Origin of the sequence: Rivularia sp. PCC 7116 (assembly GCF_000316665.1) — a bacterium.
Lineage (GTDB): Bacteria > Cyanobacteriota > Cyanobacteriia > Cyanobacteriales > Nostocaceae > Rivularia.
Map to the genome: position 1 here is coordinate 6,894,300 of NC_019678.1, position 18,651 is coordinate 6,912,950.

Annotated in this window: 15 protein-coding genes; 13 read left to right on the top strand and 2 right to left on the bottom strand. The window is 36.8% G+C overall.

Features of this window, described 5'->3' with window-relative positions; translation table 11 throughout:
• Positions 1-637: 637 nt before the first annotated feature.
• The 13 genes from RIV7116_RS26525 (at position 638) to RIV7116_RS26585 (ending at position 16,562) form a co-directional block, all read left to right on the top strand.
• The gene (locus tag RIV7116_RS26525; protein ID WP_015121409.1) at positions 638-2,872 is read left to right on the top strand and encodes a polysaccharide biosynthesis tyrosine autokinase; all 2,235 of its coding nucleotides are present in this window, start codon (positions 638-640) and stop codon (positions 2,870-2,872) included.
• Positions 2,873-2,885: 13 nt separating this feature from the next.
• On the top strand, positions 2,886-3,818 hold the full coding sequence (locus RIV7116_RS26530; protein ID WP_015121410.1) for a glycosyltransferase: 933 nt from the start codon (positions 2,886-2,888) through the stop codon (positions 3,816-3,818).
• A gap of 128 nt (positions 3,819-3,946) precedes the next feature.
• Positions 3,947-5,272 carry a flippase gene (locus tag RIV7116_RS26535; RefSeq protein ID WP_015121411.1) on the top strand — a complete coding sequence of 442 codons (1,326 nt, stop codon included), beginning with the start codon at positions 3,947-3,949 and terminating at the stop codon, positions 5,270-5,272.
• Positions 5,273-5,400: 128 nt separating this feature from the next.
• Positions 5,401-6,342, top strand: coding sequence for a hypothetical protein (locus tag RIV7116_RS26540; protein ID WP_015121412.1), 942 nt, complete (start codon positions 5,401-5,403; stop codon positions 6,340-6,342).
• Between the two features lie 43 nt (positions 6,343-6,385).
• The gene (locus RIV7116_RS26545) at positions 6,386-7,627 is read left to right on the top strand and encodes an O-antigen ligase (protein ID WP_015121413.1); all 1,242 of its coding nucleotides are present in this window, start codon (positions 6,386-6,388) and stop codon (positions 7,625-7,627) included.
• 26 nt (positions 7,628-7,653) lie between these two features.
• Complete coding sequence (locus RIV7116_RS26550; RefSeq protein ID WP_015121414.1) at positions 7,654-8,934, top strand: glycosyltransferase family 4 protein; 1,281 nt, start codon at positions 7,654-7,656, stop codon at positions 8,932-8,934.
• 116 nt (positions 8,935-9,050) lie between these two features.
• Complete coding sequence (locus RIV7116_RS26555) at positions 9,051-10,067, top strand: hypothetical protein (protein ID WP_015121415.1); 1,017 nt, start codon at positions 9,051-9,053, stop codon at positions 10,065-10,067.
• Positions 10,068-10,136: 69 nt separating this feature from the next.
• Positions 10,137-11,117: a glycosyltransferase gene (locus RIV7116_RS26560; RefSeq protein ID WP_015121416.1), complete on the top strand. Its 981-nt coding sequence runs from the start codon at positions 10,137-10,139 to the stop codon at positions 11,115-11,117.
• A gap of 121 nt (positions 11,118-11,238) precedes the next feature.
• Entirely contained in the window at positions 11,239-12,129 is an 891-nt protein-coding gene (locus RIV7116_RS26565) for a glycosyltransferase family 2 protein (RefSeq protein ID WP_015121417.1), read from the top strand.
• 219 nt (positions 12,130-12,348) lie between these two features.
• Entirely contained in the window at positions 12,349-13,575 is a 1,227-nt protein-coding gene (locus RIV7116_RS26570) for a glycosyltransferase family 4 protein (RefSeq protein ID WP_015121418.1), read from the top strand.
• Between the two features lie 37 nt (positions 13,576-13,612).
• A complete protein-coding gene (locus RIV7116_RS26575; protein WP_015121419.1) occupies positions 13,613-14,359 on the top strand; it encodes a WecB/TagA/CpsF family glycosyltransferase in 747 nt (248 codons plus the stop codon).
• A gap of 13 nt (positions 14,360-14,372) precedes the next feature.
• Positions 14,373-15,800, top strand: a complete 1,428-nt coding sequence (locus RIV7116_RS26580) for a sugar transferase (RefSeq protein WP_015121420.1) — start codon at positions 14,373-14,375, stop codon at positions 15,798-15,800.
• 324 nt (positions 15,801-16,124) lie between these two features.
• Positions 16,125-16,562, top strand: a complete 438-nt coding sequence (locus RIV7116_RS26585) for a MarR family winged helix-turn-helix transcriptional regulator (RefSeq protein WP_015121421.1) — start codon at positions 16,125-16,127, stop codon at positions 16,560-16,562.
• 312 nt (positions 16,563-16,874) lie between these two features.
• On the opposite strand, the gene pstB is transcribed toward RIV7116_RS26585, so the two are convergent.
• Together pstB and pstA are read right to left on the bottom strand one after the other, a co-directional pair.
• A complete protein-coding gene (gene pstB / locus RIV7116_RS26590) occupies positions 16,875-17,654 on the bottom strand; it encodes a phosphate ABC transporter ATP-binding protein PstB (RefSeq protein WP_015121422.1) in 780 nt (259 codons plus the stop codon).
• A gap of 73 nt (positions 17,655-17,727) precedes the next feature.
• Positions 17,728-18,606, bottom strand: a complete 879-nt coding sequence (pstA, locus tag RIV7116_RS26595; RefSeq protein WP_015121423.1) for a phosphate ABC transporter permease PstA — start codon at positions 18,604-18,606, stop codon at positions 17,728-17,730.
• Positions 18,607-18,651: the final 45 nt, after the last annotated feature.

Here is an 18,651-nt window from a genome sequence, read left to right on the forward strand (position 1 = left end):
AATATTAAGACAAATATAAATAAGTATAAATTTTATGTAAAGTTATTATTTTTCAGTCTTTTTGGGGTGGTGAAATGTTATGCTACTGTTTGTAAAGACAGACACTAGGTAAAAACTAGTAGATGATTGATGAAAACTAGGTAATCTTTAGAAGGGTATCGCTGTGTTGTTTTCACGTTTGAGTCTATTAATGAGTTAGTAACTTTGAATTGAGACTCATCTGCTTTTGTTTTTCTTATTTGTCATCTACCAGAATTTAGGAACATTTTTTTTGCATTTTTCGGTAAGGCTAATTAGTTAGGTGGTCTGCTAGTATCGCAATTGTTAACAGTCAGTTGAAATCATCCATCAATATTTTGGATCTAATCGTATCGGGGTTATTGTTTACAACTGATTAAACAAAAGTTTTAAGAATATAGCTGACACGAGCGATAATTAAAATTTGCGATTTTAAAGCTTGATTGAGATAGTTTGCTAGATGTTTCAGTCAGGTAGAACCTACTTGTGCAAATTTCACTATTTCAATCAAAAACACCTATTGAATTCAGTTGTATTTCTAGGCATCTTCTATCTATAGCGGCTGAATTGATGCTGTAGATTCAAAAAATCATCCCTATTTATATATATTTTTGTGGTAATGACAATGGAAACTTTAAGCACTATCGAAGAAATAGATATTCAAAAATATTTACAGGTTATCAAACGTCGCTGGTTGCCTGCTTGTGGAGTTTTTGGGCTAACGGTAACGGGAGCTACACTGTATGCAATGTCCCTAACACCTACCTATAGGGCAGAGGGAAGTTTGATGATCAAAAGTAATCGCACTTCTTCCTTGACGGGACTATCAGAAGATTTAGGAAGATTGGAAGCTTTAACTCAAAATAATAATCCTTTAGATACGCAAACACGAATCGTTACATCAAATCCCGTTATTCAAGAAACAATTAAAGAGCTAAATCTGAAAGATGACGAAGGTAAGCTGATACCGATTTCTGCTTTAGCTAATGGATTAAATGTAGAAGGAATTAAGGGTAGTGATATTTTATTAATTTCTTATAACGATCCAAATCCAGTCAAAGCTGCCAAAATCGTTAATACTGTCATTAAAAATTATATTCAGCAAAATGTAAACGCTAACCAAAAAGAAGCCCAAACTGCACGGGAATTTCTCAAGCAACAACTACCAAATGCAGAATTATTAGTAAGAGAAGCAGAATTGGAACTGCGGCGATTCAAAGAAAAGCATCAAATTATTGCTTTGCAAGAAGAGGCTAGTGCATCAGTAGAGACAATCATTAAATTAGAAGAACGAATATCTCAAATTCAAGCTCAACTAGCTCACGTCAATGCACGTCTAAAAAATTTACAGGCTCAAGCCGGGGTAGAATCGCAACAAGCTGTAATCTCGGCAGATTTGAGTCAAAGACAGGGAATACAAAAACTATTAACCCAGCTTCAAGAAACAGAAAGTCAACTGGCGCTGGAACGAACTCGTTTTAAACCAGGACACCCTATCATCGATTCTTTGAAAGATAAAGTTGCGACTCTTAGAAATCTCCTGCGAGAAAGAACCAATGAAATTTCGGGAAATCAACAACAAATTCAACAAGGAAATTTACAGCTAGGAGAATTACGCAGAAGTTTAATTGCAGAAATTACCAGTGCCCAAGCAGAGCGTGACGGCTTGCAGCAGCAAATCGCTACACTCACAAATAAGTTTTATACATATAAAAGACGAGCCGATTTGCTACCGAAATTAGAACAAGAGCAACGCGAATTAGAGCGCAAACTAAAAGCAGCACAATCAACCTATCAAACATTATTAACTAAAGATAGGGAGATTAATGTAATTGAAAATCAAAAGATTCCTAATGCACGCATCATTTCTGCAGCTCTAGTTCCCGATTCTCCCCAGGGACCTCGTAAAACTCTGTTCCTTATCGGTGGAGGTGCTGCGGGCATATTGCTAGGCATAATTACCGGCTTCGGTTTAGACTTAATAGACCGTTCGGTTAAGACTGTCAAAGAGGCTAGAGAAGTAATGAAATATACACTTCTCGGAGTTATTCCGGCATTAGGCAAGCATCACAAACATAATTCTTCGATTGCCGGAGTTAACAGACCTCTACCGCGACTAATTGAGAGAGATATTCCTTCTTTTCCCATAGGGAATGCCTATCAAATCTTACAGGCTAACTTAAAATTTCTCTGCTCTGATACTCAGTTGAGAAGTATTGTGGTTACAAGTTCTGTTCCTAAAGAAGGAAAATCAGAAGTTGCAGCAAACTTAGCGATCGCAATGGCAAGTGTAGGGCGAAGAGTGCTACTCGTAGATGCAGATATGCGCCATCCGATTCAGCATCACACCTGGGGACTTACTAATGCGGTGGGCTTGAGTAATGTAATTGTGGATCACGTCAACATTGAGTCTGCGGTACAAGAAGTAGCACCCAATTTAGATGTGCTTAGCTCTGGTGTTTTACCTCCGAATCCTATGGCTCTACTGGATTCTCAGAGAATGGCAACCTTAGTGAAACAGTTTACCCATAAATATGATTTCGTAATCTTCGATACTCCTGCTGTAGTTGGAACGGCTGATGCAGCAATACTAAGCGACCTAACAGACGGTATTTTGCTAGTAGTACGCCCTGGTGTTGTTGAATCAGACAGTGCAAATGCAGCAAGAGATTATTTAAATCAATCACACCAAAAGGTTTTGGGAATAGTAATTAATGGTGTCGATATAAAAAGCGAACCCAAGAGCTATTTGTATTACACGAAGGAAGCGATTGACTCGGCTACAAGTGAAAATGAGTTTTCACCAATTAGAGAAACTATATTCAAGACTATTAAAAAGAAGGAAATTCATTAATAAAACTAAAAACATGAAGACAACCTGTTTAATTAACAACTACAACTATGCGAATTTTCTGGCAGAGGCTGTAAATAGTGCTTTGAATCAAAGCGTTAAGTTTGACGAAATAATTATTGTTGATGATGCATCTACAGACAACTCGGCAGAAGTGATTGCGAAGCTGGCTGAAAATGAAAGTGTTAGATATGTCTTAAAACCAGAAAATCAAGGTCAGTTATCTTCATTTAATCAAGGTTTCTTAGCTGCCACCGGGGATTTAATTTTTTTCCTCGATGCGGATGATATGTACGAACTAGAGTACTTAGAAAATGCACTGAAGTTTTATCAGCGCTATCGGGAATGCGATTTTTTATTTTGCGCTTATCAAATGTTCGGAGTGGCAGAAGGGATATATCAAGAATATGATTTCGATACAGATTTGGGTTATTCCCAAATTAAAACCATGTGTGTTGGTGAGTGGATTGGCTCTATAACTTCCACGCTGTCAATGCGTAAACAAACCTTGCAAAAAATCTTGCCTATTCCGCATACAGAAGATTGGCGAGTTCGAGCAGATGATTGTTTGATATGGGGTGCTTCTTTAGTGGGAGCTAAAAAGTTTTATATGCCTCAACCGTCGGTTATGTATAGAATACACAAAAATAATAATTTCTACAATGATAAATCTTTAGACATAGATATTAGTTTTGAATATAAAAGATTATTAAAACGTTCTGCAATGTTTAATTACATCATGCAGAAAAATACTATTAGCTTACCGCTATTTCTGGCATATACGTCGCTCCAAGAGCTAAAAACTATTCCTTGTCCGACAAAAAAAGATTTTGCAATATATTTGAAAATTATATTTTTATTAGAAAAGAATGTCTATTGGAAATTTAAAGGAATATTTCTCCTAAGTATTTACTTCTGCAAATTATTTATAACCGGAAAACTACTGTAATTGTTAATTGCTCGCTGTTGACTGTATGTACCTTCGGCACACGCTTCGCTAACACTGCTCACTGCTCACTGCTCACTGCTCACTGCTCACTGCTAACTGTTCACTGCTAAGTGCTAACTATTCCCATAATGCTGAGAAAATTAAAAATTAAAAATCTATCGCAATTTAAATCTCATACGAAACTACGTAAAGTCGTCAGCAATACGGGATGGTTATTCGCCGACAGAATTCTGCGTATGGGCGCGGGTTTGCTGGTTGGGGTTTGGGTAGCTCGTTACTTAGGAGCCGAAGATTACGGATTATTTAACTATGCTTTAGCTTTTGTTAGTTTATTTACGCCAATTTTTACCTTGGGTTTAGATGATGTAGTAGTACGTCAGCTTGTTAAAGAATCATCCGACAAAACGGAAATATTAGGAACTACCTTTGGTTTAAAACTGATAGGTGGAATAGTTTCGGTTTTATTAGCGGTAGGTAGTTTATTTCTATTACAAGAGCAAAATATACTGAGAATCTGGTTAGTAATAATATTAGCCATGACTGGAATATTCCGAACTGCCGACACAATTGAACTGTGGTTTCAGTCTCAGATACAGTCAAAATATACGGTAGTTGCGAAAAATATTGCTTATCTATTAAGTACTTTAGTAAAAGTAGGATTAATTCTGATTAAAGCACCATTGCTAACGTTTGCTTGGGCAACTTTAGCAGAAATTTTTATGGGTGCCATTGGTTTATTTGCTATTTATCAAATCAAAGGATTTTCCCCGTTATGGAATTGGAGGTGGAATTTTACAGCCGCAAAAAGCCTGCTCAAGGAAAGTTTTCCACTGATTTTTTCAGGATTTGCAATTCTAATTTTCATGAAAATTGACCAGATAATGCTGGGTGAAATGAAAGGGAATAATGAAGTTGGTATTTATTCGGCGGCAGTAAGAGTTTCCGAGTTGTGGTACTTTATCCCAACTGCAATTGTTTCTTCTGTTTCTCCTTCAATTTATGCAGCGAAAGAAAAATCCGAACATCATTACTATAAACGAATCGGACAACTACTCCGCCTACTCACATATATATCCCTAGCAATTGCGATTCCCATGACATTCCTCTCAAAAAACATCGTTTTGATGATGTTTGGTAGCGGTTATGCAGAAGCTTCCACAATATTAGCCGTGCATATTTGGGCATCTTTATTCGTATTTATGGGTGTAGCAACTTTACCGTGGTTTATTGCAGAAGGACTCAACCATATTTCTTTAGGAAAAACTTTATTAGGAGCAGTTCTAAATGTCATACTCAACTATTTGCTGATACCGAAATATAGCGGACTTGGAGCGGCGATCGCCACAATTTCATCTCAAGCGGCAGCAGCTTTTTTAAGTAATGCTGTTGATAAAAGAACGCGAAAACTATTTCAAGTTCAGCTACAGTCTTTCCTTCCTTTTTATAAATATTGATTCTCTATGATTTTGTATATTAAATCAAACATAATGTATTTATTATGCTCGAATTATCGAAGCTACGATGGTTAAATATAAACAAAAATAAACATTAATTATAGATTGACTACTTGGATAAAAATAAAATGAGTAAACAACTAGAAACACCGATTACTTTTATTATATTTAAACGTCCGGATACTACTAAAAAAGTATTCGATGTGATTCGTAAAATAAAACCTAAAAAGCTATTAGTAGTAGCTGATGGAGCAAGAAGCAACCGCGAAGGAGAAGCTGAAAAATGTGCTGAAACAAGAGAAATTATAGATAAAGTTGACTGGAATTGTGAAGTTATCAAAAATTATTCGGATATTAATTTAGGATGCGCGAAAAGAGTTTCTAGCGGCTTAAATTGGGCTTTCGAGAATGTAGAAGAAACAATTATTTTGGAAGATGATTGTATCCCGCACCCAACATTTTTTAGATTTTGCGAAGAATTACTAGAAAAGTATAGATACGATAATAGGGTAACTTCGATTGCGGCTCAAAATGCCCAATTAGGCAAAAAACGTACCGATTATAGTTATTACTTTTCAGCTTATAGTCATTGCTGGGGCTGGGCAAGTTGGCGACGTGCTTGGCAACACTACGACTTGTATATCAAATTGTGGCAAGAAGTCAAAGAGTCAAATATTTTAAATGATATTCTTATCGATTCTAAGTCAGTAAATTACTGGCAAAATATATTTGATTCTATTTACGATAACCCTACTGGCATTACCTGGGATTATCAATGGACATTTGCTTGCTGGATGCAAGGAGGATTAAACATTATTCCCAACGTTAATTTGGTTAGCAATGTCGGTGTTGGTGCGGATGCCACAAACTTTAATACCTCCGAGGAATTTTCGTTTATCAACCTCCCTACAGAAGAAATGCAATTTCCTCTGAAGCATCCACCTTTTACAGTACGTCACTTAGAAGCAGATAAATTTATTCAAGATACCGTCTATCGTGCAACTAGGTTAGACATTTTTAAACAGAATCTCAAGAAAATGCTCCAGGATAAGAAATTAATTGCACGTTAATCGTATCCTTTGCATTAAATATCTCTACTCCATCGAGGTAAACATGAATCTTCACCGCACTGAAAAATTAGCAACTATTATTTTAATACTAATTACTGTAGGTGCTGCTTCTATCAAACCTGCCCAAGAAATTTCACCAAATCCCCTTGGAGGTGCTGCAGTAGATAAATTATTAAATGCTCTGTCATATTTAATTTTATCTGGATTAATTGCTTACTATTGGAAAGGTTTTTTATATGTTAGTTCCAAAGGTATATTTCAACTACTATTATTAATATTAATTTTATTTTCTGTTTTGTGGTCGGTAGATATGGGTTCAAGTTTAACTTTTATCCGAGGTTTACTGAGAATCTATTTGCTCGCTGTTTACTTGGCTATGCGTTATACATTTAAAGAACAAATAAGATTCATAGCTTTAGGTTTAGGAATAACAACAGTTTTCTCAATAATTTTTCCATTAATCCCCAGCTTTGGAGGAATTCATACAGCACCAGAGTTAGCTGGAATGTGGAGTGGAATTTTTGGTCATAAAAATGAATTGGGATACATGATGGCTTGGAGCGCCGGAGTGTTCTTACATTTAGCTTTAAGCGAATCAAAATATCGCTGGCTGAGGCTAACAATTTTTGGTTTAGCTATCTGTTTAATTATTCTTTCACGCTCTACAACTTCTTTAATGATTGTGTTAACTATGATAGCTCTATTACCTTTATATAAACTGAGCGCAAACAATAACTATAAATTACAAATAATCATGATTAGTTTTGTTTTAATACTATTAGTTAGCGGTTTAATACTGATTTTTGGTAATGCCGAATCTATCGTTGGAGCCTCTGGTAAAGACCTTACTTTTAGCGGGCGTACCGACTTATGGGAGCCTCTATTCAATCAAATCTTAGAAAGACCTTTATTTGGCTACGGATATGCTGCCTTTTGGAATAGTCCCTTTGCTTCTAATATTAGGCTGACTCACGAATGGGCAAGTAATTCTCATAATGGTTTTTTCGAGATAATACTCGATGTTGGAATTGTTGGCTTCTGCGTTTTTGCAATTGGGTTTATTCGCTTCATAACGATGGCGCTTCATCGAGTTGTGTCGATAGCGAAAACACCAGAAGATTATCTACCAATGCAGATGCTCGCCCTATTTCTCATCTTGAATATTTCAGAAGCAAGATTGTTAACTCCTAGTTGGAATTGGTTCATGTATTTAACCACGTCTCTAAGTTTAACAATGGAGTATAGCAGAATGAGAAAGAAAGCATCCTTGAATTTAGCTTACTAAAGATTCTAAAAAAAGCAAAAAAATCAATGAAAGTTTTACATTTAAGTACTCATGATATAAGTGGTGGAGCGGCTCGGGCAACATATCGCTTGCATAGAGGTTTACAAGAAATTGGACTCGATTCGCAAATGCTAGTTCAGGAAAAATCGAGTAGCGATAAAACAGTAATTGCTCCAAAAATTAGGTTATCCCAAGGTATAGCTAAAACAAAACTTACTTTTGAAACTTTGCCACTAAAATTTTATAGACAAAGAAGTAAAGGTACATTTTTTAGCCAATGGTTGCCAGATAGAGTTGTTTCTCAAGTCGCAAATATTAAACCAGATATTATTAATTTGCATTGGATTAGTGGCGCTTTTCTGCAAATAGAATCCATTGCAAAATTCAAGCAACCTTTAGTATGGACGCTTCACGATATGTGGGTATTTACCGGCGGTTGTCATGTTGCTAGAGATTGCCAGCGCTATACACAATCTTGCGGTGCTTGCCCTCAACTTAATAGTACTAATAACTGGGATTTATCTCGCTGGGTACACAAGCGTAAAACCAGAGCTTGGCAAAGTTTAACGAATTCAAATCGCTTAACATTAGTTGCTCCTAGTAATTGGATTGCTGAATGTGCCAAGTCTAGTTCGTTATTTAAAAATTCAGGAGTAGAAGTCATCCCTCATGGATTAAATACGCAAAAATATCGACCTATTAAACAAACAATAGCCCGCGAAATTCTTGGCTTACCACAGAATAAAAGACTGATATTATTTGGAGCTATAGAAGCAACTAGCGATAGAAATAAAGGCTTCCATTTATTACAACCAGCCTTGCAGCAATTAAGTCAATCTGGTTGGAATGATAACACCGAGGTAGTGATTTTTGGAGCTTCTCAACCGGAAAATCCACCAGAGCTAGGATTCAAGACTCATTACTTAGGGCATTTATATGATGATAGCTCTTTAGCTACCGTTTATTCGGCTGCCGATGTCATGCTCGTACCATCTTTGCAAGAGTCTTTTGGACAAACTGCTTCCGAATCCCTAGCTTGTGGAACTCCGGTAGTAGCATTTAATGCCACTGGTTTAAAAGATATTGTTTCCCATCAAGAATGTGGTTATTTAGCCCAGCCTTATAACATTGATGATTTTGCTCGGGGAATCACCTGGGTTTTGGAAGATACCCAAAGACACGAAAAGCTATCTTTTTACGCTAGAGAAAAAGCAGAAAGAGAATTTACCCTTGAGTTACAAGCAAAACGTTATTCCACCTTATTTGAGCAATGCAGCGAGCAGTTAGCAGTGAACAGTGAAAAGTGAGCAGTGAACAGTGAGCAGTTATCAGTTATGAGTCGCTAATTATAAATTGCCAATGCCCCATGCCCAATACCCAATTACCAATTATTTATTAATTAAATCGTGAGGAGTAAAATAAAATGTCAGTACCATTAGCCTTTATTGTTTGTACGGAACCCGGTCGTTTAGAACCCCAATCTTTGATGCTTGCAGAAAGCATTCGCAAATTTTGTGGAAATTTAAAAGATACGCCAATATATAGTTTTCATCCTAGAACTGGAACACCTATTGCCGAAGAAACCCAAAAAGCATTTGAAAAATTGGGAGTTATCCACCAGCAACTACCTATTAATGTAGAATTCCATGAATATTATTTAGCAAATAAACCCTTGACATGTGCTTATGCAGAACAGAATATAGATGCAGAAGTGCTAGTTTTTCTTGATAGCGACAAGTGCTTTTTTGACGAACCAAAAGAATTTCTATTACCAGATGATTGTAACGTGCGGATGCGTCCCGAATACGGACAAGGTATAGGTTCTACAGGTGCAAACGACTCTCATGAATGGTACTGGCAAAAACTTTATCAAGTGTTAGGAGTAAAACAGGAATATTTTGTCAATACTCCCATCGCCAATAAAAAAATAAGAGCTTACTGGAATTCCGGTTTAGTTGCAGTTAGAAGAAGTGCCGGTATATTTACATCCTGGAAGCAAAATTTTGAAAAAGTAATGCGTTTAGATATTACTCCTCCCCAGGGTATTTATTTTGTGGAACAGTCAGTTTTATCTATAACTTTGTGTGCTTTGGAAGAAAATGTATCTCATTTTTCTGATAATTATAGCTATCCTCTGCCTTTACACAATCGGTTATCCAAAAAGTGGAGATTAAAAAAGTGGGATGATTTAATTTCAGTTCATTATTTTAATTTATTTTATTATCACGATTGGAATAAACAAATTAAAAACTTGAAAAATTTCAATCTAAACTCCGATAAATATAAGTGGCTATGTGAAAAAGTTATGGCTTATCAAATGCCTCGGACTTCTGTTTTACACAGACATATGCTTACAGTCAGAAAAGTCGAGCAAAAATTAAAAGTATTTAACTTGAACTTGAATGTAAGTAATTGGATAGAAAGAGTAGCAAATCTTTAGAACAGATATATTTATTCTATTGCCAATTACCTATTACTTATTAGCTATTACCTATTCCCTAAAATATATATGTTATTCCACGGTTATTATATTTTTAGTACTCAACCTTTGATAGTTTCTTATCTTGGTAGTTACCCTTTCTTCGGTGGGGTAATTTATCAAGATAAAAAAATGAAATATAAACCTCTACCAAAATGGTTTCGTCCCAAACATCTTTTAGAACATTCTCCTTATTGGTGTGCTGCTCCTAAACAGATGTTTTTACGCAAAATCAAATCACTTCTACACAGCTTAGAAGGTAGAACTCACCATTTTATGGTGAATGCAGCAGATGAAGAAGAAATGCGTAAACGCTTTCAAATTAGGGGAGCGCACTTTAACCAAAACTTTTACATCAACGAGCATTTATATAGCATTATCGAACAGCCTAAACTTTACGATGCAATTTACACCGCGCAACTTAATTCTTCAAAGCGGCTTGGATTAGCAAAAAATATCGAAAAACTGATGGTGGTATCCTACGGAGGAGATTTACATGCTTACTGCCCGGAATTAAAACATGCTGATTTCAACAAAGAATTTATTCCACGCCCAGAATTAGCAAAAAAATACAATCAGGCTCATGCAGGCTTAATTCTTTCAGCATTAGAAGGAGCAAATCTTGCTTCTAGCGAATACTTACTCTGCGGAATTCCTGTAGTCAGTACTCCCAGTAAAGGTGGAAGAGATGAATTTTTCACTCCTGAAAATTCAACTATCGTACCCCCAGAGGCAGATGCAGTTGCTCAAGCCGTACAAAATTGGAAAAAATTATCGCCAGAGCCGCAAAAGATTCGCGAACAAACTCTGACAAAAATGAAAGATTTGAGATTGAAATATTGTGCTTATATTTCTCAACTCATAAATAAAGAATCAGGGAAAAAATACGAACCAAAAGCTTTGATGGAAAAATACTTTGGTTCATCCGATGGTATTCAATCTCGATATATAAAATTACAAGAATTATATCAGTTAACACCGGAGGATTTTCATACTAAATTTTCAATCTAAAAATTACAGCTTGAACAATATCTATAATGTGCGACCGCCAAGAGTAAGGCACAATTTTAGAAATATTAGAATCACCATCAATTCAAACTAATTAAACCTAATTATATTTACCAAAAAGACTATGGAAAAAGCACAAATAGCAGTTATAATGACTTGTTTTAATAGACGCAGCACTACAGTTTCTTGTTTGCGTGCATTATATCAACAAAAAAAATCTGTAGAATTCGATGTCTACTTAACAGACGATGGTAGTTCAGACGGTACCGCAGATGCAGTAAAAGCTGAATACCCAGGAGTTAATATTCTCCAAGGAAACGGCAATCTTTTTTGGGTAGGAGGAATGAGACTTGCATTTGCAAAAGCAATCCAAAAAGATTATGACTATTACCTTTGGTTGAATGATGACACAATCTTAGAAGCAGATGCTATTGAGCGCTTGTTTGCAGTATATAAAAAGCTGTCAGAACAAAGCGATGAAAATGCCATAGTTGTAGGTACCACTAAAGACATATTTACTGGCAAAGCTTCTTATGGTGGTTCGATTAAATCTCCAAAATGGTATTCAAATAAATATGATTTTTTAGGCTGCACTGAACATATCGAACAATGCGATACTTTCTTCGGTAACTGCGTGCTAATTCCCCGTGGTGTCGTCCAAAAAGTTGGCAATATTGACGCAGCTTTTATTCACAGTATGGGAGATACCGATTACGGTTTACGGGCAACTAAGAAAGGATGTTCGATATGGGTTGCACCCGGTTACGTTGGCACATGTAGTAAAAATTCTGTTCGCAATAGTTGGGTAGATACAAAATTAACCGTATTTGAACGTTTACAGAAAGTAATCCATATAAAGGCTTTTCCTATAAAACCTTGGACAGTATTTTGTCGTCGTCATTCTGGATTATTTTGGTTTATTTATTGGATTCTTCCTTATCTCCGCGCCGTTATCGGTTACAAAAATTTGGCTGCATCTCCCACATTTGTAGAAGAAGTTCCTCAACAAAATTAATAATTGAGGATTATTGGCGAGATAAGAAGATAAGGGAAATTTAAATAATTAACTATTAGCTACTAACTCTTACTTCTAACTCGCTTATCAGATTACCTATCTCTCTTTATTCTTTATCTCTTTTCTCTGCGTACTTAGCGTCTCTGCGGTTTTTTAATCGGTAATCTTTTACCAAGAAAGGAGTAACTACTAACTAATAACTAATAACTAGGATCAAAAATGTCTCCAAGACTCGGTTTTTTAGCAGCAGCACCCAGAATTTCAACTCACCCCGACGCGGAAATGTCGGGACCTCGCTCTCGAATTCTAGGAATTATTAAAGGTTTTAAAGGATTAAATTGGGAAGTTCAAACATTTATTGTTGGAGATAGAGTACCTCAAAACTGGTCTGCAAAAGGTTCTGGTGATGCAATCAGCAAAGGATTCTTTCGTACTTTAGCAGTAGACTTAGTGCGATTATGTCTTAGCGCGATTAATTCCTGGAAAAGTTGGCGAGAACTGGGAAGTAAAGTAGATTTTGTGTATGAATATGCTGCAACTTTACAGTGTCTGGGATGGATATTTCAACGCCAAGGAATTCCTTGGATTTTGCAAGCTGAAGCTTTACTTTTTTACGAAGCTAAAGCAGAGCGTAAAGCCTTGGTTTTGGATGGAATTGCTAAATGGATGGAAATCCAAGCATATAAAAAGTGCGATGTTTTAGCTTGTGTCAGCGAAACTCTAAAAGAAATTTTAGTGCGCGATTATGATATTCAACCTGACAAAATTGTTATAGTAAATAATGCGGTTGATATAGATTTTCTTAATCCTAAATTACATAATCAAAAGCGGATATTTTCTGGCTTCACAGTTGGTTTTGTTGGTAGTTTATATGCTTGGTCTGGTCTAAATTTATTATTAGAAGTAATCGCAGAATTACGTAAAACTGGTTTAGATATATCGCTGGTTGTTGTTGGCGACGGTGCCATGAAAGCTGATTGGGAAAATCTTGCCGAAGCTTTAGGAATCTCTGAAAATGTAGCGTTTATCGGTAGAGTTCCTTGGCAAGTCGTACCCCAGTATATTGCCGGGTTTGACGTTGGATTCTCCGGACAAGTACAGCTACAAATGGGTGAAATGTATCTTTCACCTATGAAACTATACGAATATATGTCAATGGCTAAACCAGTTGTTGCATCGGCATTTGAAGATGCCAAGCGTTTAGTTAACTATCAAACAGGATTTCTTTTTCAACCAGGAGAAAAAGAGGATTTAAAACGTGCATTGCTATTAGCCTTTTCTCAACAAGAAGCACTGCCAAAAATGGGGCATTTAGCTCGCATTGAAATAGTCAATCATCATAGCTGGAATTCTAGGGTGCAAGTTTTAGTTAAAGGTGTTGAGCAAATATTAAGTAAACGCTCTTCACCGGCTCAGCATAATTCTATTTTCAATCTTACCAATTGAGACTTGACACTTATACTTGAATTCTAATATTTTAACTATGAATAGTTCTCCATTAAAATTTCTCGGCGTTCAGGTACATGCATTAAATATTGCTCAGTTGAATGGTTTAGTTGCAAAATCAATTGCAGAACAAAAAAAATATCTGATTGCCAATCATAATCTTAACAGTCTGCATATCTATCATCATGATTCCAAGATGCGGGAATTCTATAAAAAAGCAGATTATACCCATATCGATGGTATGCCTTTAGTGCTGATTGGGAAACTCAGGGGTTATTCCGTAGAGCGAGAACATCGAGTTACTTATGCCGATTGGGTATGGCCTTTAATGCAAGAAGCTGCTACTAAAGGTTGGAGAGTATTTTATCTCGGTTCTAAACCAGGGGTTGCCGATAAAGGAGCAGAAATTTTACGCCAAAAATACCCTGGCTTAAAAATTGCTTGCGCTCATGGGTATATAAATGTAGATAAAGACAGCCAGGAGAATCAAGATACTATCGCTGCTATTAATGCCTTTAAACCTCATATCTTGATGGTAGGAATGAGTATGCCACGCCAAGAGCATTGGATACTCGATAATCTGGAAAAACTTGATACCAACGCAATTTTACCTAGTGGCGCTTGCATGGACTATGTTGCAGGTGAAGTTCCGACTCCGCCTCGATGGATGGGAAGGATGGGTTTGGAATGGTTTTATCGTCTAATTAGCGAACCAAAAAGGCTGTGGAAGCGTTACTTAGTTCAACCTTGGTTTATTTGTAAATTATTAATTCAGGAATATTAAGAGAGGTCTGACAATGTCCGATAACAGCATAACTATAGATAACTTTAAACCGGATTTACGTTCATCCAATAGCGCAACTATACAGAGAGGGCTTTTTATCCGCTTGCTACGAGTAACTCTCCTATTTTGTCTCGATGTTTTATCACTTAACTTAGCTTGGAATGTAGCTGTTAATTATGCTTCCCCTTTACAGTCAGAATGGACAACTAATTCATCCTTTCTACTGCTAAGTTTGGGAATTCAAGTTGCCATACTTGCCATAACTGGAGTCTACCGAGCGGGCGTACATCGTCGGGATTATCTCAGTATTATTAAAGCAGTGTCGTTATCATCAATACTGCTATCTTTAATCGCCTATGCTTACGAACCAACGACTTATATTGCTCGCTCGACTTATTTACTCTACTGGATTGCATCTGTTACAGGTATTTGTACTACTAGATTTTTATTCAACTTATCAACTAACTTTCTCCGTCAAAATGGTGTAATGCGCCATTCGATGTTTATGATTGCAGATGCTCAACAAAAAGAGCAACTGATGAAAATTATCGAAAAAGATGACTGTTATACCGTAAGAGGTTTTGCTGATTCTAGCTGTTTAGATTGGGCTAACAGAGAAAAAACTTTTTTATCTCTACGCAGTCAAAATATAGAAGAAGTTTTTGTCTCCTGGGATTCAATAAAGAATCGTTCTTTCCTTTGTTGGCATTTTTATAATGCCGGAATTACGGTGCATATACTACCGACAGAGAATAAACTTCCTTTTTCGACATCTCGGTTTAGCTTAATTGGAGGATTACCTTTCCCGACTATTGCAGCACCAATTTTTGCTGGGGTTGATTTCGGCATCAAAAGATTGTTTGACTTTTGTTTTTCGCTAATTTTAATCATCTTACTCGCGCCTGTATATATTTCCATTGCTATTCTGATTAAGCTAGATTCTCCGGGACCAGTATTTTTCCGCCAGAAACGTATCGGTTTGCACCGTAAAGAATTTCTCATCTGGAAATTCAGAACAATGATTACTGATGCAGAAAAAGTCCTAGCCTCTTTAGAAGCTCAAAATGAAATGAAGGATGGTGTCTTTTTCAAAATGAAAAATGACCCCAGAGTCACAAGAGTTGGACAATTTTTACGTCGCTATAGTTTAGATGAACTACCCCAATTGTTCAACGTTTTAGTCGGGGATATGAGTTTAATAGGTCCTCGCCCCTTGCCAATGCGCGATGTCGAAAAATTTCAAACTAAGCATTTTATTCGCCAAGAAGTTCTTCCCGGCATTACTGGATTATGGCAGGTTTCCGGACGTTCTGAGATTGATAATTTTGATGATGTGATTAAATTAGATATGAACTACATCGAAAATTGGTCAATATTACTTGATTTGAGAATATTCTTGCGAACTTTTAGAGTTATCTTGCAAAAAACCGGTGCTTATTAGCTTTACTAGTTGCATAGAAAAACTTCAAAACCCCACTTTTGATCGAAAGTGGGGGTTTATTCTATCTAATAGCATCTTATATCATTTCTTTATAAAGATGCGCCGAATTAAGCCTACGCAGGTAGGCTTTGTATCAGTAGCTCCACTCTTTCAGAGTGAGAGCGATTGAGCGCAGCCTCATACAGAATTGGTATTAAGAAACTCAAAAAACATATTATTAGTCCGTCAAGCAAACTTAATGGGGTGTATCGTCTCGCCAGATTTAATAAATCAGTTTATTATAATAAAAGTTATGATTAAATTGTTTCTGGCGTACTCATTTGTATGAACTCGTTGAAAAATAAACCTCTCGATCCAGTCAATCATGCAGGTTTCTTAATCTGGCAGGTAGCAAACAATTGGGAGAAGCAAATTAACAATGAGTTGAAAGAGTTCGGCTTAAATCAAGCAGAGTATTTTCATTTAGTTTCTTTATTTTGGTTATTGGAAAATCAGGAAGAAGTTACCCAAACTGAGATTGCCAGATTCGCCGATACAATCCCAATGAACACTTCTAAAATCATGACCAAGTTTGAAAAAAAAGGTCTGATAACAAGAGTTGCTGGAAGTGATTCAAGATCGAAGTCTTTATGTATTACTGAGAGTGGTGAGCAGATAGCTATTCAAGCAACTGCTAGATTAAGTCGTTTAAGCGAGCAGTTTTTTGATAAAGATGACGATAATAATTTTTTGAATTACCTGAAATATTTAAAAACAAAATAAAATTAATAGCGATAGCCAAAGCGCAGCAGACCATTTCTCACCTTCTTCTTACTCCCATCACGCTCTAAGATTACCTATAAGAATTTCTCCCTCACTCCCTCGCTCTCTCACTCTCTCCCTCAATAATTTAGGTAATCTTGCACCGGGAAGGGAGTAACAAGGAGAGGGGTGTTCGTAGGGCAGGGTGAGGTTTCTTTTGGCTCAATAAGAATGGTGCAAGATGTTTAATTATATATATAAGTAATTAATTTTTTTCATAATTTGGCGATACAAAGCGGAGCCTACACCCTGATAAAATTGTACTAATCAAAATTAACCGAAACGTCCGGAAACATAATCACGAGTACGTTGGTCCAAAGGATTCTTGAAGATTTGGTCGGTGCTACCAAATTCAACCATTTGTCCGATACGGCTTTCATCAGTACTAAAGAATGCCGTAAAGTCAGCCACACGCTGCGCTTGTTGCATATTGTGAGTCACAATTGCAATTGTCAATTCACCGCGCAAACTATCGATTAACTCTTCAATCTTCATAGTTGCAATGGGATCTAATGCCGAACAAGGTTCGTCCATCAGCAACACTTTTGGTCTGACTGCTAAAGAACGAGCAATACATAAACGCTGTTGTTGACCACCAGATAAACCTAAAGCTGACTTGTATAGTTTATCCTTGACTTCATCCCACAATGCAGCACCCTTAATTGCAGATTCAACAATACCGTCCAATTCTGATTTGGGGCAATGTCTGGCAATTCTAATTCCATAAGCTACATTATCGTAAATGCTCATGGGAAATAGATTTGGCTTTTGGAACACCATGCCTATTTGACGGCGCAATCTATTAAGGTTGACGCGAGAAGAATAAATATTCTGACCGAAAAATTCTACTTTTCCATCAATCTTGACGTTAGATTCTAGTTCGCCAATACGATTGAGAGATTTAATGAAAGTTGATTTACCACAACCCGAAGGTCCAATAAGTGCGGTAACTTGTCTTTGGTAAATATCTAAAGACACTCCTTGAAGTGCTTTGAAAGTACCGTAATAGAAAGCAAGGTTTTTGACAGTAATGGCTGGAATTAAGTTACTCATGAAGAAAGAAACTTGGATGATAGAAACGATGGGAATTATAACTAGATAAGCATGAAAGCTTTGCGGTTAAACCTTATTTAAGCTTTCTACTGGTGATTACGCGAGACAGGAGATTCAACAAGAAGATTAAACCCACCAATACAATTGAAGCTGTCCAGACTAATTGAAATATTTCTGGTCTGTCGTCTTGATAGAAGCGATAAATTAATATAGGTAAGGAAGCTGTTTCTTCAAATAGTCCTTTCGCCCAAAAGTTGCTGAACAAAGCCGTAAAAATTAGCGGCGCTGTCTCACCACTAGCGCGGGCTATTGCTAATAGAGTTGCTGTAGTAATTCCAGGTAATCCAGCAGCTAGCACAACGCGAAAAGTAGTTTGGAAGCGATTTCCACCCAATGCTGCCGATGCCAAGCGTAGGGAATTTGGAACCAGTTTTAATACTTCCTCAGTTGTTAAAGCAATAACCGGAAGCATAATTACGCCTAAAGCAAAACCACCGGCAACGGCGCTAAATTGCTTGGTTGTGGCGACGAAAACACCATAAGCAAACACACCGACAACAATTGAAGGTACGCCAGAAAGAATAGTAGTGATAAAGCGGACAACAGAAGCAATCTTGGAATCTTTACCAAATTCCGATAGAAATATTCCCGTCATCACTCCAACAGGAATGGCAAATAGAGAGCCAATTGTAACCATTTTGATGGTGCCAAAAATTGCATTGGCAAAACCAAAATCAATCACCTGATTAACAAACATTTCTGGTTTGAGATTGGACAGTCCCCGTCCAAGAATTTCCCATACCAGCGAAAATAAAGGTAACAGCGCCAAAAAGGTGAGAAAGAAAGCAATAGCAGTCATTCCATACTGCAACGCAAACCTTTCTGGTGAAAGAGGATTGCATATCTCTCTCGCTACAGACAAATCAATCTCCGAACGTTTTCTAGCACTCATTTCTCTCAACCTACTCAAAACATTTTCGACGCGAATTCGTTAAAC